Source organism: Streptomyces sp. NPDC001889 (assembly GCF_053594535.1).
The window spans coordinates 204,815-219,978 of the sequence record NZ_JBSFER010000013.1 but is presented as its reverse complement, the minus strand read 5'-3'; the positions used below and the strand labels follow the sequence as shown (position 1 = coordinate 219,978).

16 protein-coding genes are annotated in these 15,164 nt (G+C 72.3%); 10 read left to right on the top strand and 6 right to left on the bottom strand.

The features are described 5' to 3' along the window. Positions 1-60: 60 nt before the first annotated feature. Positions 61-483, bottom strand: coding sequence for a hypothetical protein (locus ACWCRA_RS17235; protein WP_451067960.1), 423 nt, complete (start codon positions 481-483; stop codon positions 61-63). Between the two features lie 78 nt (positions 484-561). On the opposite strand from ACWCRA_RS17235, the gene ACWCRA_RS17230 reads away from it, so the two are divergent. The 3 genes from ACWCRA_RS17230 to ACWCRA_RS17220 all read left to right on the top strand — a co-directional run bounded on the left by ACWCRA_RS17230 (position 562) and on the right by ACWCRA_RS17220 (position 4,596). Beyond that, on the top strand, positions 562-1,257 hold the full coding sequence (locus ACWCRA_RS17230) for a GntR family transcriptional regulator (RefSeq protein ID WP_351547964.1): 696 nt from the start codon (positions 562-564) through the stop codon (positions 1,255-1,257). A 2-nt stretch (positions 1,258-1,259) separates the two neighbouring features. After that, a complete protein-coding gene (locus ACWCRA_RS17225; protein WP_351547967.1) occupies positions 1,260-3,731 on the top strand; it encodes a dolichyl-phosphate beta-glucosyltransferase in 2,472 nt (823 codons plus the stop codon). 214 nt (positions 3,732-3,945) lie between these two features. Further along, positions 3,946-4,596 (top strand): hypothetical protein, encoded by a 651-nt coding sequence (locus tag ACWCRA_RS17220; protein ID WP_351547970.1) that lies wholly within the window; start codon positions 3,946-3,948, stop codon positions 4,594-4,596. A gap of 115 nt (positions 4,597-4,711) precedes the next feature. On the opposite strand, the gene ACWCRA_RS17215 is transcribed toward ACWCRA_RS17220, so the two are convergent. From ACWCRA_RS17215 to ACWCRA_RS17195, 5 genes are all read right to left on the bottom strand, one after another. Continuing rightward, the gene (locus ACWCRA_RS17215) at positions 4,712-5,005 is read right to left on the bottom strand and encodes a hypothetical protein (RefSeq protein ID WP_451067959.1); all 294 of its coding nucleotides are present in this window, start codon (positions 5,003-5,005) and stop codon (positions 4,712-4,714) included. After that, complete coding sequence (locus ACWCRA_RS17210) at positions 4,998-5,222, bottom strand: hypothetical protein (protein WP_451067958.1); 225 nt, start codon at positions 5,220-5,222, stop codon at positions 4,998-5,000. Before ACWCRA_RS17210 ends, ACWCRA_RS17215 begins: the two co-directional genes overlap by 8 nt. A gap of 122 nt (positions 5,223-5,344) precedes the next feature. Next, on the bottom strand, positions 5,345-6,349 hold the full coding sequence (locus ACWCRA_RS17205) for a HEAT repeat domain-containing protein (RefSeq protein WP_451067957.1): 1,005 nt from the start codon (positions 6,347-6,349) through the stop codon (positions 5,345-5,347). Positions 6,350-6,355: 6 nt separating this feature from the next. Next, the gene (locus tag ACWCRA_RS17200; protein WP_451067956.1) at positions 6,356-7,006 is read right to left on the bottom strand and encodes a HEAT repeat domain-containing protein; all 651 of its coding nucleotides are present in this window, start codon (positions 7,004-7,006) and stop codon (positions 6,356-6,358) included. A 120-nt stretch (positions 7,007-7,126) separates the two neighbouring features. Beyond that, positions 7,127-7,870, bottom strand: a complete 744-nt coding sequence (locus ACWCRA_RS17195) for an SLATT domain-containing protein (protein ID WP_351547985.1) — start codon at positions 7,868-7,870, stop codon at positions 7,127-7,129. A 300-nt stretch (positions 7,871-8,170) separates the two neighbouring features. Between ACWCRA_RS17195 and ACWCRA_RS17190 the strand changes: the two genes are divergently transcribed. From ACWCRA_RS17190 to ACWCRA_RS17160, 7 genes are all read left to right on the top strand, one after another. Continuing rightward, positions 8,171-8,506, top strand: coding sequence for a YbaB/EbfC family nucleoid-associated protein (locus ACWCRA_RS17190; protein ID WP_351548168.1), 336 nt, complete (start codon positions 8,171-8,173; stop codon positions 8,504-8,506). Positions 8,507-8,588: 82 nt separating this feature from the next. After that, positions 8,589-9,188 carry a recombination mediator RecR gene (gene recR / locus ACWCRA_RS17185; protein ID WP_351547987.1) on the top strand — a complete coding sequence of 200 codons (600 nt, stop codon included), beginning with the start codon at positions 8,589-8,591 and terminating at the stop codon, positions 9,186-9,188. After that, on the top strand, positions 9,181-9,837 hold the full coding sequence (locus ACWCRA_RS17180) for a DUF5063 domain-containing protein (RefSeq protein ID WP_351547989.1): 657 nt from the start codon (positions 9,181-9,183) through the stop codon (positions 9,835-9,837). Before recR ends, ACWCRA_RS17180 begins: the two co-directional genes overlap by 8 nt. Positions 9,838-10,157: 320 nt before the next feature. Then, complete coding sequence (locus ACWCRA_RS17175) at positions 10,158-11,429, top strand: aspartate kinase (protein WP_351547991.1); 1,272 nt, start codon at positions 10,158-10,160, stop codon at positions 11,427-11,429. After that, the gene (locus ACWCRA_RS17170; protein ID WP_351547992.1) at positions 11,426-12,484 is read left to right on the top strand and encodes an aspartate-semialdehyde dehydrogenase; all 1,059 of its coding nucleotides are present in this window, start codon (positions 11,426-11,428) and stop codon (positions 12,482-12,484) included. Before ACWCRA_RS17175 ends, ACWCRA_RS17170 begins: the two co-directional genes overlap by 4 nt. Before the next feature lie 638 nt (positions 12,485-13,122). After that, entirely contained in the window at positions 13,123-13,698 is a 576-nt protein-coding gene (locus tag ACWCRA_RS17165; protein WP_351547994.1) for a SigE family RNA polymerase sigma factor, read from the top strand. Between the two features lie 71 nt (positions 13,699-13,769). After that, the gene (locus ACWCRA_RS17160) at positions 13,770-15,104 is read left to right on the top strand and encodes a hypothetical protein (protein WP_451067955.1); all 1,335 of its coding nucleotides are present in this window, start codon (positions 13,770-13,772) and stop codon (positions 15,102-15,104) included. The last annotated feature ends 60 nt before the right edge of the window (positions 15,105-15,164 follow it).

Sequence of the window (15,164 nt, the reverse complement as noted above, 5' to 3'; positions counted from 1 at the left end):
GGGGGCTGGCCCCCGACCGTGGCCCGCGGGATGCGGGGTCCTGTCGCACAGGGGCCGTCCTCAGGCGCCGGGCGGGGGCGGGGTGGGTGGTTCGACCTCGAGGAAGCGCTTGCGGCGCGGGCCGCGGTAGAGGAGGGCCTCCCAGCCCGCCTCCCGCAGCACCCGCACACACTCCCGCAACCCCACCTCCTCCTCCACCCCCACCCACTCCACCACCACAAGCCCCCCCTCCCCCTCCCCCCGCACCCGATACCCCACCCCGCCCGCCGCAGGCGCCACCCCACCGGCCTCCAGCGCCAGCCCCACCGCCCACACCATCCGCCCCCGCTCCCACGCCGCGGGCATCCCCCCGGTCCCCGTGAGCGCGCGGATCTGGAGCAGCCCCGCCCACGCCGCCCGCACCTCCGCCGCCCGCTCCTCGCCCCCGGCCGCCCCCGCCGGGCCGTCCCCCGTCGCCGCCTCGAACGTCCCGTCCGCATCCATGTCCCGCACCTGCACCTCACCCGTTCCGTACCGTCTGGCCTATCGTGTCCGGGACCCCCGGCGAAGGAGAAGCCATCGATGCCCGGCCCCGGCCCAGGCCCGCGCGCAGCGAGTACCGCTGTCACCCGCAGTACCCTGCGGCAGCAGATCGCGGACGCGCTGCGTGACGAGGTACTGGCCGGGCGACTGCTGCCCGGACAGGAATTCACGGTCAAGCAGATCGCCGAGCAGTACGGGGTCTCCGCGACCCCGGTCCGCGAGGCCCTGGTGGACCTGTCCGCCCAAGGACTGCTCGACTCCGACCAGCACCGGGGCTTCAGGGTCCACCAGTTCTCCGTCGACGACTACCGCGCCATGATCGAGTCCCGCTCCCTGGTCATCGACGGTGTGCTCCGGCACGCCGAGCGCATCGGCCGCACCCGGGTGCAGATCAAGGCCGTGGTGCCGGTGCGCCGCCGGGCGGAGGAGGCCGCCCGCGCGGCCCGCGGCGGGGACCTGGACATTCACATCGCGTACGACCTCCGGTTCTGGCACGAGCTGGGCTCCATCGTCGCCAACACCTACATCTCCAGCTTCCTGCACCAGTTGAGGGTGCAGAGCTGGGTCTTCTCCGTCCCCCACCTGCGCGCCGACGCCGACCGGCGCCGGTGGCTGTGGAGCGGCCACGAGGAGCTGGTCGACGCGGTGTCACTCGGCGACCTCGACGCGGCGCGGTCCGTCGTCTCTCTCTGCAATGACCGGGCGCTCGCCTGGGCGGATCGGCTGGAGCGTTGAAGATGGAACGGGTCTCCGGACCACTGACGGCCGGCAGCCGGAGCGGCGGCACCGATCTGAGCGTGGTCATCCCCGCGTACAACGAGGAGAGCCGGCTGCGCCCCACCCTGGACGCGATCCGCGCGTATCTGCGCGCGGACCCGGAGCGCTGGGGCGAGTGGGAACTGATCGTGGTGGACGACGGCTCCACCGACGCCACCGCGAAGGTCGCCCGGGAGGCGGCGGCCGAGGAGCCGCGTATCCACGTGATCGCGGCCGAGGGCGGGGCGAACCGGGGCAAGGGGGACGCGCTCCGGCGCGGAGTCCTCGCCTCGTACGGCCACCGGGTCCTGGTCACGGACGCCGATCTCGCGACCCCGATAGAGGATCTGGACCGGCTGGACCGGCGGCTCGCGGACGGGGAGACGGCGGCGGCGATCGGCTCGCGCGCCCACCCCGACTCCGAGATCGCGGTCCACCAGTGGCGGGTGCGCGAGTGGCTCGGGCGGATGGGCAACGGGCTGATACGCGCGGTCGCGGTCCCCGGCATCCACGACACCCAGTGCGGGTTCAAGCTCTTCGACGGGGAGCGGGCCCGCACGGCGTTCGCCGACTCCCGGCTGGACGGATGGGGCATCGATGTCGAGATACTGCGGCACTTCCGGCGCGCGGACTGGCCGGTGACCGAGGTCCCGGTGCGCTGGTCGCACCAGGAGGGCTCCAAGGTCAGACCGCTGGACTACGGCCGGGTGCTGCTGGAGCTGCTGCGGCTGCGGGCCCGGACGGCCCGCCGCACCGATCTGCTGATCGCGTTCCTCTTCGTCCTCGCCTCCTTCCTCCTCTACAAGGATCTGTGGGCGGATCTCGACCGGGGCTATCTCGGCGACGCGGGCCAGGACCAGAACCAGTGGGAGTGGTTCTTCCGGGTCACCGCCGAGAATGTGACCCATCTCCGCAACCCGCTGTTCACGACGTTCCAGGGCTATCCCGAGGGCGTCAATCTGATGGCGAACACGGTGATGCTCGGGCTCTCCGTGCCGCTGACCCCGGTGACCCTGCTCTTCGGCCCCACCGTCACCTGGGCGCTGGTGCTGACCCTCGGACTCGCCGCGACCGCGATCTGCTGGTTCCGGCTGATCGGGCGCCATCTGGTGACCAGCCGCTGGGCGGCGGCCACCGGCGCGGCCTTCGCCGCCTTCGCGCCCCCGATGATCTCGCACGGCAACGCCCACCCCAACTTCCTGGTGCTGTTCATGATCCCGGTGATCGTGGACCGGGCGCTGCGGCTCTGCGAGGGCCGCCATGTCGTACGGGACGGAGTGCTGCTCGGCCTCTTCGCGACGTACCAGATCTTCCTCGGCGAGGAGCCGCTGCTGCTCGCCGCCATGGGGATGGTGTTCTTCGCCCTCGGGTACGCGGTGGTGCGCAGGGATGTGGCGCGGGCGGTCCGGCGCCCGCTGGCCCGGGGCGTGCTGATCGGTCTCGCGGTCTGTCTGCCGCTGGTGGCGTTCCCGCTGGGCTGGCAGTTCTTCGGCCCGCAGAGCTATACGCATGTGATGCACGGCGCGAACACCCACAACAGTCCGCTGGCGTTCGTGGAGTTCGCGGGCCGCTCGCTGATGGGCTCGGACGCGCAGGCCGATCCGCTGGCGATGAACCGCACCGAGCAGAACGCCTTCTTCGGCTGGCCGGTGCTGGCGCTGGTCGCGGCGATCACCGTCTGGCTGTGGCGGCTCGCGCTGGTGAAGGCGCTCGCGTTCACGGCGCTGGTGGCGGCCTTCCTGTCGCTGGGGGTGAACTTCCGCCTTCCGGGGACGGACGTCGTGCTGCCCGGCCCGTGGTCGCTGCTGGCGGAGCTGCCGCTGCTGGAGTCGGTGATCGAGTCCCGGGTCGCGATGATCTGCGCCCCGGTCTTCGGGATGCTGCTGGCGCTCGCGGTGGACCGGATCGCCGTCGCCGGGGACCGGTCGCTGCGGGCGGCCGGCGTGGTGACGGTGGCCGCCGCGCTGCTGCCCGTACTGCCGACGCCGTATCCGGTGCGGGAGCGGACGCCGGTGCCGGAGTTCATCACCGAGGGCATGTACCGCCCGTATCTCGCCGAGGGGGAATCGGTGGTCACGGTGCCGCTGCCGGACCCGTCCAACGCGGACGCCCTGTACTGGCAGTCCTCCACCGGGATGGGCTTCCCCGTGGCCGGCGGCTACTTCAACGGACCGTGGGGCCCGGACCGGGTGGGCATCTACGGCTCCACACCGCGCCACACCTCCAACCTCCTCGGCGAGGTCCGGGGTTCGGGCAAGGTCCCCGAGATCGGCCCCGACTGGCAGCGGCAGGCCCGCGAGGATCTGGCCGCCTGGCGGGCCGGTGTCGTGGTGCTGCCGGCACAGCACCACGAGGAGGCGCTGTACACGACGGTGGAGAAGCTGCTCGGCCGGGCCGGGGAGAAGGTCGGCGGTGTGTGGGTGTGGGACGTGGGCCGGACCGCCGGGAGCTGAACGGGGTCCGGACCGGCGGGCGGTGGGCTGCTTCCGCCGGCCGGGGCGAGCGGGTCCGGACCGGCGGGCGGCGGGCGGGTCCGGGTGTGCGACGGTGGTTCCGGTGTGCGGGGCGGGGGCGCCGCGACGGCATCGCCGACCGGGCCTCCTTCCCCGTACTCTGTCCCGACCGTTCTACGACAGTGCCCGATCCCGCCTGAGAGCGAGCCCTCCCTTGGCCTGTGACCTGTGGCTGGTCCCCCTTGTCGACGTGCTGTGTCACAGCCCCGACAACCCCTTCGCCGAAGAACTGGCCGCCTATGACAAGGCGCTGACCGAGACGGGACTGCCGACGGTCCCGGTCTTCGCGTACATGCCGGGACTCTCCGGGGACGTGGCCCCGGTCGCCGGGTTCGACTACGACGCGCTGCACTTTCTGCGGCGGGCGTATCTGCTCCAGCTGTGCGGGCTGGCGGTGACCCCGGTCGACGAGCTGGGCGGGGACTACGAACAGCTCCTGGAGATGTTCGAGCCGACGGCCCAGCAGTCCCACCTGGTCTGGCACTACGACCACGCCGGCGCGTACGTCCCCGTCGACTTCCCGGCGCCGCTCTCCAACGACGAACTCCTCGCGGGCGGCGGCCCGCTGGGCTCCACCCAGGGCCTGCTGCGGGAGCTGGAGTTCGTGGCCCCCGCGATCGGCATCGACCCGGCCAACCCGCCTTCACCCCCTCGTCCCCCGGACCGGCCCACCACCCTGGAGGAACCGGCGACCCCGATCGCCCCCGACGAGAGCCCCTTCGCCCGGGAGCGCCACGTCTGGCTGGGCCTGCACGCGGCGGCGACCCGGAGCCTGGGCCAGGGCTCGATGATCGTCTTCAGCTGACCGCCCCGCGCGCCCGGCGCCCGCAGCCCCCGAGCCCGCCCCGGCCGGCCGGAGCCCCGGCCCGCCCCGCCCTCCGGCGCGGCGGACCGGTGCTCCGGGGCGCTCCGGGGTCCGGTCACTCCGGCAGACGCACGACGGCCGCGGTGGCCATCTCGTTGTACTCAAGTGCCAGGGGGTCGAGTTCGACACCGCGGATGAGGACACCGGGGAAGTCGTCGAAGAAGGAGAGCGCCTCCGCGATGGCCTCCGTCAGGGTCCCGGCCTCGAAGCAGCAGATGAACCGGGAGTAGCCGGGTGCCTCGGCCAGTCCGATGCGTCCGTCGTTGAAGCGGTCGAGCCCGTCCAGCGTGTCCGACTGCTCCGGGGTGAGGGCGTCCCGCAGGCACAGGTTGAAGTGCCAGCTACGCACAGTTCTGGTGGTTTCTGATGAAGCCATTGATCTTCTTCGCCTCTTCTCCCGCGTTTCTGGGGGTGCAGTACACCCGCACGCTGTCGTCGCACGGGCAGCAGATGACGTATCCCCAGCGGTGCCGGTTCTTGTCATGCGTCACCTTGAGTCCGCACCGCTCGGCCCTTCTCAGCGCCGCCTCGACATCCTTCTTCTGGTGCCGGTCCCCGATTCCCATGGCAGATGACTACCGCCCCCGCACTGCCCCAGGGCCGGTATCGACGGGTGCCTCACCCGGACGAGTCCCACCGGGGAGGAGCCGGGCCGCGACCCCCGCCGCCCCGCCGCCTGCGACACCCCCTACCGCTCCTCCCTCAACCCCAGAACGTACGCCGCCGTGAGCGCCACCACCCGGTCCCCGTCCCGGGACAGCTCCGTGAGCGCGCGTGAGGCCCCGTCCCCCGGGATCTCGGCGAGGGCCTGGGTCAGCCGGCGGCGGGCGGGGGGACCGGTGGCGCCGTGGGCGAGGCGGCCGACGAGGGCGGCGGCGATCCGGTCCGCCCGCCCGGGGTCGCTCGCCAGGGCGCTCAGCGCGTCCGCCGAGGCGACGTCGTTCGTTCCCTCGGCGACCATGCCGACAAGCTGCGGGACCGCCTCGGCCACCCCGCGCGCCCCCAGCTCCAGAGCCGCGTGTCCGCGGAGCGCGGAATCGGGGCCGGCGAGGGCGGACCGCAGCAGCGCGGTGGACTCGTCGCCGGGGATCTCGGCGAGGGACCGGACGGCGCGTTCGCGCACCTCGGCCGAGGGGGAGCCGAGGCCCTCCGCCAGCAGCGCCGCTCCACCCGGGCCCGATTGCGCCAGCGCCCAGCGCAGGGCCCCGGCGACATACGGGTCCGGCTCGCTCAGGGCCGCCTCCACCAGGGCCTGAACCGGCACCGGGACCTCCTCGGCCGAGGACAGCGCCGCGCGCTGGCGCCTCCCCGGGTTCGCCGACCCCAGCGCCCGCAGGAGCGAGACGGTTCCGAGGACCTCCTCCCAGTCGGCGGGTTCGTTGGCGCCGATCCGACGGAGCCGGGTGAGCAGCTCCGTATCGCTCGCGATGCGCTCCCGCGTCCGGCGGATGAGGTCGTCGACCAGCTCCGAGGGTGCGAAGTCCGGATCGTCCAGCGCCCGCCCGATGTCGCTCAGCGACAGCCCCAGCGACCGCAGGCTCTCGATGTGGAAGATCCGCCGGATGTCCTCGGCGGAGTACTCCCGGTAGCCCCCGCCGGTACGGCCCGAGGCCCGCACCAGGCCGAGCGATTCGTAGTGCCTGAGCATGCGGGCGCTGACCCCGGACCGCCGTGCCACCTCACCGATCAGCACGGCGCCTCACCCCTCCTGGCCCGCTCCACCGAGCGCCACCACACGCTTCGCCTCCTCGATCGCGAACTCGAACCCCGCGTCCGGGTCGCGCAGCAGCCGCTCCGTGGCCGCCGCGTGGGCGCGCGCCTCGGGGTCGGGGGCCTGCGCAGCGGCGCGCAGCACCGGCAGGATCACCTCGCCGAGCGCGATCAGCGCCCGGCTGAGGCTCAGCCGCGTCTCGCGTCCACCGCGCCCGAGCTGGGTCGACAGCCGCGCGGCCAGCCCGGGCTCCGCGCCCTCGGGCACGAGTGCCACCGCCGCCCGCCAAGCGCTCCGCGCCACCTCGTCGTCGGCGTCGGAGAGCAGCTCCGGGGTGATCGCCGGCCAGGCCCGCCGGTCCCCGATCTTGGAGAGGGTGTGCAGTGCCTGGCTCCGCGCCTGGGTCCGCTCCGAGCGGACCTCGTCCAGCAGCTCCGGGACGGTCGACGCCGCCGGATGGCGGGTGAGCGCCCAGGTCAGCATCTCCCGTACGGAGAAGTCGGGCTCCACCGCGCACCGTTCGACGAGCCCGCCGACGAACCGGGTGTCGGGGTTGGTGCCGGCCGCCAGCGCGGCCCGCAGCCGCACGGACGGACGGTTGTCCTCCAGCGCGTGGAGAACCTGCTGCGCATCGGTCATCGGGACCACCTCCTCGGCACAGTGAAGAGCTTGTCACCGTGGCAAGGTCAACCCGTGCGGCACGCGGGTCCGGTACGCGGCCGGTAGGCGGGTCCGGTACGCGGGTCCGGTACGCGGTTCTCAGCGCGGCGACTCCGGCGGGCGCTGCCGGGGCATGTTCGGACGGGTCCCCGGAGGGAGCGGGGCGCGGGCCGGAGCCGGCGGGTCCGGGGGGCGGAGGGCCGAGGACAGAGGGAGCGGGGTGGACTGGAGGAGCAGGGGCGCCGGCGCGCCGGCGAACTCGCGCATCCAGTCGGCGGTCTCCGCGCGGACCAGCTCGGTCACATCCTCCGAGAACCGCCGCAGCACCCCGAGGCACCGCTCCGCCGCCTCGCCCGCCGTCCCCTCCGCCGGGCCCAGCACCTCCCGTACGCTCTCCGACGCCCAGTCGAACTGGAGCACCTGGAGCCTGCGCTGCACCGCCTGCGCGGTCGCGACATTCCGCATCCAGCCGGAGGTCACCCCGAAGTACCGGTCGCAGGCGAGGCACGCGGCCCCCAGCAGCAGGGCGAGATAGCCCCAGCCCGCGGCGGTCGGCAGGGCGCCGGTGAGGTCCAGGAGGGGGAGCGCGGCGCCGGCCACGAAGCCGAGGGCGGCGGCGGAGCGCAGCACCCGCCCGGTGCGGCGCTTCCAGACGCGGTCCCTCAGATACCACTCGGTGGTCCGCAGCGCTCCCGCCTCCACCCACCGGAACAGCTCGTCCAGCCGCTCCGCGGGCTCCCCCCAGTCGCCGAGCGGAAAGGGCCTGCCGGTCAGATCCCCGCGCGGCACCTCACCGCGCTCCTCCCGGGCCGGCCCCCCGGGCTGCATCTCCGGCTGGCTCACCGGGGCACTCCTCTGCGTAACGTGTGTCCTGCGTAACGGGTAACGGCGGTGTGACGCTGCGTTCCGAACGGTGTGCTTGGCTCGCGCACGCATGCTGACGCGTGAGCCCTTCCTACCGCCGAATGGTGGTCCTCGTGCGGGAAATCCGGGTTTGTCCGACCACACTCGGGCGGTGATCAGGTAGAGGACCCGCACGATACTCACTCGAAAGAGTCCCCGTCGCGGGGTTCGGCGAGCTGCCCGGGTACCACGTAGGCTCGGCATACCGAACATCTGTCGTCGAAAGTGCCAGGAGTGACCGTGATCCCCGGTGGTGGCCAGCCCAATATGCAGCAGCTCCTCCAGCAGGCCCAGAAGATGCAGCAGGACCTCGCCGCGGCCCAGGAGGAGCTGGCGCGGACCGAGGTCGAGGGGCAGGCGGGCGGTGGTCTGGTGACCGCGACCGTGAACGGCTCCGGTGAACTGCGCGGCCTGGTCATCGACCCCAGGGCGGTCGACCCGGAGGACACCGAGACCCTCGCGGATCTCGTCGTCGCCGCCGTCCAGGCCGCCAACGAGAACGCGCAGCAGCTCCAGCAGCAGAAGCTCGGCCCGCTGGCCCAGGGACTGGGCGGGATGCCGGGTCTGCCCTTCTAAGGCGGCGGCGGACCAACTACCGTACGAGCCGTAGGGGCTGTGCGGACGCAGGGCGCGAAGGAAGCGAAGGAGAGGCAATCCGTTGTACGAAGGCGTGGTTCAGGACCTCATCGACGAACTGGGCAGGCTGCCCGGCGTCGGTCCCAAGAGCGCGCAGCGGATCGCCTTCCACATCCTTCAGGCCGAGCCGACCGATGTCCGGCGCCTCGCCCACGCCCTGCTGGAGGTGAAGGACAAGGTCCGCTTCTGTGCGGTCTGCGGCAATGTCGCCCAGCAGGAGCTGTGCAACATCTGCCGCGACCCGCGCCGGGACCTCTCCGTCATCTGCGTGGTGGAGGAGTCCAAGGACGTGGTCGCCATCGAGCGGACCCGGGAGTTCCGGGGCCGCTACCACGTACTCGGCGGGGCGATCAGCCCCATCGAGGGCGTCGGGCCCGACGATCTGCGGATTCGTGAGCTGCTGGCCCGCCTCGCCGACGGCACGGTCACCGAGTTGATCCTCGCCACGGACCCCAATCTGGAGGGCGAGGCCACCGCCACGTATCTGGCGCGCATGATCAAGCCGATGGGCCTGCGGGTCACTCGGCTGGCCAGCGGTCTGCCCGTGGGGGGAGACTTGGAATACGCCGACGAGGTCACGCTGGGGCGTGCCTTCGAGGGGAGACGACTTCTCGATGTCTGACGTCATGCTGCATGCGACGCATCAGGACCCCGCCGATTTCGCGGTCCAGATCGCGGATTCGATCGAGTCCTTCATTGTCGCGACCACCGAGGTCGCGAAGGGCGACGAGCCCGACAGCGCGGTGCCCTTCCTGCTGCTGGAGGTCTCCCAGCTGCTGCTCACCGGCGGCCGGCTCGGCGCGCACGAGGACATCCTCCCGGACGAGCGGTACGAGCCGGACACCGGCCCGGAGCCGGATCTCGACGATCTGCGCGAGCGGTTCGCCGTGCTGCTCGACCCGGTGGATGTGTTCTCCGAGGTCTTCGACCCGTACGAGCCGCGCAAGGCGCCGGTCGCGTACCGGATCTCGGACAACCTCGCCGATATCGTGACCGATCTCCGTCATGGTCTCGCCCACTACCGGGCGGGCCGGACGACGGAGGCGCTGTGGTGGTGGCAGTTCTCGTACTTCTCCAACTGGGGGCCCACGGCCTCCGCCACCCTGCGGGCCCTTCAGTCGCTGGTCTCCCATGTCCGCCTCGACCAGCCGCTCCAGGAGCTGGACGGTCTGGACACGGACGAGGACCTCGCCGACGACGCGCTGGCCGAGGAGGCCGGCAAGGTGATGGCCGAGGAGATCGCGGCCCCGCTGGGACTGCGTACCGGCTGAGACGGGCGGAGAGACCGGCGGAGACCGGCGGAGACCGGCGGAACGGCCCGGAGGTGACGGCCGGCCCGGCCGGGTGGCGGGGCCGGCCGCGCGCTCCCCGGCGGCCCTGGTCCGGCCGGGTGGCGGGACCCCGTGTGAACCGCCCCACACTCCGCGTACACCGCCGCTCCCCGGGCAGAAGTCGCTCGGAGCGCCCACCGGATCACTCCCTGAGCAGCGCATCTCACGATGTGACTGCCCCTGGAGCCCGGCGGGGCGCTCGTTAGACTGAGCCGACCGCAGTACATGGCTGTGGTGGAGAGACCGAGCGAGGAGCGCACGTGGGCCTTGTCGTGCAGAAGTACGGGGGTTCCTCCGTTGCCGATGCCGAGGGCATCAAGCGCGTCGCCAAGAGGATCGTCGATGCCAAGAAGAACGGCCACCAGGTGGTCGTCGTGGTATCCGCGATGGGCGACACGACGGACGAGCTGATCGATCTCGCCGGGCAGGTGTCACCCATCCCTGCCGGGCGCGAGTTCGACATGCTGCTGACCGCGGGGGAGCGCATCTCCATGGCGCTGCTGGCCATGGCGATCAAAAACCTGGGCCACGAGGCCCAGTCCTTCACGGGCAGCCAGGCGGGCGTCATCACCGACTCGGTCCACAACAAGGCGCGCATCATCGATGTGACGCCGGGGCGGATTCGCACCGCGCTGGACGAGGGCAATATCGCCATCGTCGCCGGCTTCCAGGGTGTGTCCCAGGACAAGAAGGACATCACCACCCTCGGCCGGGGCGGCTCCGACACCACCGCCGTCGCCCTCGCCGCCGCGCTGGACGCCGAGGTCTGTGAGATCTACACCGATGTGGACGGCGTCTTCACCGCCGACCCCCGGGTGGTCCCCAAGGCCCGGAAGATGGACTGGATCTCCTTCGAGGACATGCTGGAGCTGGCCTCGTCCGGGTCCAAGGTGCTGCTGCACCGCTGCGTCGAGTACGCCCGCCGATACAACATTCCGATCCATGTCCGCTCGTCCTTCTCCGGACTGCGCGGCACCTGGGTCAGCAACGAGCCGCAGGGAGACCAGCAGGTGGAGCACGCCATCATCTCCGGAGTCGCCCACGACGTCTCCGAGGCCAAGGTCACGGTCGTCGGCGTCCCCGACAAGCCGGGCGAGGCCGCGGCGATCTTCCGTACCATCGCCAATGCCGAGATCAACATCGACATGGTCGTCCAGAACGTGTCGGCGGCCACCACCGCCCTCACCGATATCTCCTTCACCCTCCCGAAGACGGACGGTGCCAAGGCGATCGACGCGCTGGAGAAGGCGCGGGCGTCCATCGGCTTCGACTCGCTCCGCTACGACGACCAGATCGGCAAGATCTCCCTGGTCGGCGCGGGGATGAAGACCAACCCCGGCGTCACCGCCTCCTTCTTCGAGGCGCTCTCGGACGCGGGGGTGAACATCGAGCTGATCTCGACATCCGAGATCCGTATCTCGGTGGTCACCCGCGCCGACGATGTGAACGAGGCCGTGCGCGCCGTGCACTCCGCCTTCGGCCTGGACAGCGACTCCGACGAGGCGGTCGTCTACGGGGGCACCGGACGATGAACCGCAAGCCGGCGCTCGCGGTCGTCGGAGCGACCGGAGCCGTCGGTGCGGTGATGCTCCAGATCCTCTCCCAGCACGAGGACATCTGGGGCGAGATACGCCTGATCGCCTCCCCGCGCTCGGCCGGCCGCAAGCTGGCCGTGCGCGGGCAGGAGTGCGAAGTGCTCCCGCTGACCGAAGAGGCGCTCGACGGGGTCGAGGTGGCGCTCTTCCTGGTCCCCGCCGAGGTCTCGGCGCGGTGGGCGCCGGTCGCCGCCGCCGGGGGCGCGGTGGTCGTGGACACCTCCGCCGCCTTCCGGCTCGATCCGGATGTGCCGCTGGTCGTGCCGGAGGTCAACCCCCATGCCGTGCGGATGCGTCCGCGCGGCATCGTCGCGAGCCCCCACGACACCACTCTCGCCATGATTCCGGCGGTGGGCGCGCTGCACGCCGAGTTCGGGCTGCGCGAGCTGGTCGTCGCCTCCTACCAGGCCGTCAGCGGCGAGGGCCGCGACGCGGTGGCCGCGCTGCGCTCCCAGCTCGCCCTGGTCGCGGGTACGGAGCTGGGCGAGACACCCGGCGATGTGCGGCGGGCCGTCGGGGACACCGGGCTCGGGCCCTTCGCCGCCCCGCTCGCGCTCAATGTGATGCCCTGGGCGGGCACGCTGGAGGACGGCGGCTGGTCGTCCGAGGAGCGCGGGCTGCGCGAGGAGACCCGCAAGGTCCTGGATCTGCCGGCGCTGAAGGTCGCGGCGACCTGTGTACGGGTGCCGGTGCTCACCGCCCACTCCCTCGCGGTCCACGCCCGCTTCGAGCGCGAGGTCACGGTGGCGCGGGCGCACGAGATCCTCGCGACCTCCCCCGGGGTGGTGCTCTACGACGATCCGGCCTCGGGCGGTTTCCCCACGCCCGCCGATGTCGTCGGCACCGATCCCACCTGGGTGGGACGGGTCCGGCGGGCGCCGGACGACGAGTGCGCGCTGGAGCTGTTCGTCTGCGGCGACAATCTCCGCAAGGGGTCCGCGCTGAATTGCGCGCAGATCGCCGAGGCGGTCGGCGCCGAATTCGCGCGGTGATCTCCCGGTGCCCTCGGGTCCGCTTTCGCTGCCCTTGATGTCCGCTGTCTGATGTCTTGTCCCTCATTTACGGGTGCTGACCTCTGGTCAGATCGCCTCTGACCAGGGTGATTCCCCGTTAAGTCTGGACAAGGGACCGGTTCCGGTTTGTAGGATCTGTGAACGTCCCATGGGCAGAGTGTGACGGGGATGAAGGTCTGTACCATTTGGCCCGAGGTGGAGGGACGGCCGAGAATTCGCTCCCTCGGTACCGCAACCGGCGGCCGGGCCGGAGGCGTCTTCGCGTTCACCTCTATACGGTGCCGCGAAAAATGGGGCATTGGGGAAGAGCGAGTACGCATGAGGGCAAATAAAACACCGTCAAAGACGGTGGCGTACGCGTACAACCCTGACGGGGGGAAACGTGTCCAACAGGCGTGGCAGAGGTTCTCGATATCGCAGGAGTGGCCCCGGTCCGCAGCGCGCCGTTGCGCCTGCTCCGGAGCGGTTCAGTCGTTCCCGTACGCGGAGGTCCGGCGCGCGGCGGTGCGGCGGCCCCGGCCCGCGGGGACACCGCGACGGCGGACGGCGGCGGACCGGCGGCGGGAGCGCCCGGCGCTCTGGTGCGCCCCGGGCGCAGACCCCGCTCGACGGGCGGCATGCCGGTGATCGCCCCCATGCCCACGCCCGGCGCCACCCGGCTGCCCGCCCAGCGCGAGGGCGCTGACACGACGATGACCGCGGGCACCACCGTCGACCACCTCACCGAGACCTACCGCGCCCACTACCGCTCGCTGCTCGGCCTCGCGGCACTCCTCCTCGACGACACCGCCTCCTGCGAGGACGTGGTGCAGGAGGCGTTCATCCGCGTCCACTCCGCGCGCAAGCGGGTCCGCGACCCGGAGAAGACCCTCGCCTATCTGCGGCAGACCGTCGTCAACCTCTCCCGGTCAGCGCTGCGCCGCCGCATCCTCGGCCTCAAGCTGCTCTCCAAGCCCATGCCCGACATGGCGAGCGCCGAGGAGGGCGCCTACGACCAGTTGGAGCGGGACGCCCTGATCAAGGCGATGCGCGGACTCCAGCGGCGGCAGCGCGAGGTGCTCGTGCTGCGGTACTTCGCCGATATGACCGAGGCCCAGGTCGCCGAGACGCTCGGCATATCGCTCGGCTCGGTGAAGGCGTACGGCTCCCGGGGCATAGCGGCGCTGCGGGTCGTCATGGAGGCGGCCACATGAGCGGGGACCGCCAGAACCCTGATCAGCAAGGACCGGACGGACCGTTCGACGACCGGACTGGGAACGGAATTGTGAACAACGGGCCGGACAGCGGTCGCGACGATCGACGCGATCACAGCACGGGGACTCCCGGTGCCTCCGACGCCTCCGGCCCCTCGGGGGCCGCCTCCGGCACCTCCGGCACCTCCGGCACCTCCGGGACCTCCGGGACCGCACCCGCCGCGGCGGCGGGGACCGGGGAGACCGGTGATACCGGAGAGACCGCTGACACGTCGGACACGGCGGAGGCCCGGGATACCGGCGGGACCCGGGACACCGGGATCACCCCCGGAGCGGCGGAGATCCCGGGGGCCGCGGGCCTCGGCAGGACGGCCGGACCGGGGGGCGAGGCGGAGCTGCGCCGGCTCCTCCAGGGCGCGGTCGGCGACCTCGAACCCTCGGACGGCGCCCTCGACCACCTGCGCAGGGCCGTGCCCGCGCGGCGGGCCCGCAAGCGGCAGGGCATGGTCGGCATGGCCGCCGCCGCGCTGCTGATCGGCACCGCGATCCCCGCCTTCGTCCATGTCGCGGGCTCCGGCAACGGCGACCGGACCGGCTCCGTCAGCATCGGGCACAACCCCGACCCCCTCGGCGACCCCGGCAGCGAGACCGCGAAGGACCGGCAGAAGACCGGTTCGACCGGCGGCCCCACCAGCGGGGCTTCGGGCAGGCCGAAGGACCGGGAGAAGGGCGAGGCCAGCAAGGGCCCGGACGACCGGCCCGACGAGTACAGCTCCGGCGCCGCCACCACCGGTGGCGGCGGCGACGAGCCGGACCAGCCGCCGGGCCGGGTCGCCTCCGCCTCGTCCGTCTGCGACGCCGAGCGGCTCAGCGTCTCCGTGCAGGAGGCGGGCGCCCCCGACACCGAGGGCAAGGTGTACGGAGTGTTCCGGATCGCCAATGTCTCCGACGGCTCGTGCGTCGTCGGCGGCGGTCAGCTCGGTCTGGAGACGCTGGGCGCGGCCGACCCCGCGAAGGTGGTCCTGGCCCGGCACACGGCGGGAGGCCCCGCGAGCGGTCTGCCCGATCCGTCGCTGGAGGTCGAGTCGCTCACCCTCGCCTCCGGTGCCGCCTACGAGGTGCGGTTCGCCTGGGTGCCGAGCGAGACCTGTCCCACCGAGGGCGGCGAGGGCGAGTCCCCCGCTCCCAGCCCCTCGGAGGACGGCACCGACGGGGAGACCGGTGGCGGGGGAGGCACCGTGCCCGAGGAGACCGTGCCGCAGCTGATCACCGAGGACGGCGGGCTCCAGGACGGCAGTGTCGCCGTGAGCCATGTCGCGGAGCCGGGAGCACCCACGGCCCAGGCCGTGATCCCCAACGCCTGCGCGGGCACGCTCTACCAGACGGGCCTGCTGAACGCGGGCTAGGTCGTCTCTCTCGGATCGGGCCGGATCGGCGAGGCGCGTGCCAGGGCTCACGAGCCCGGC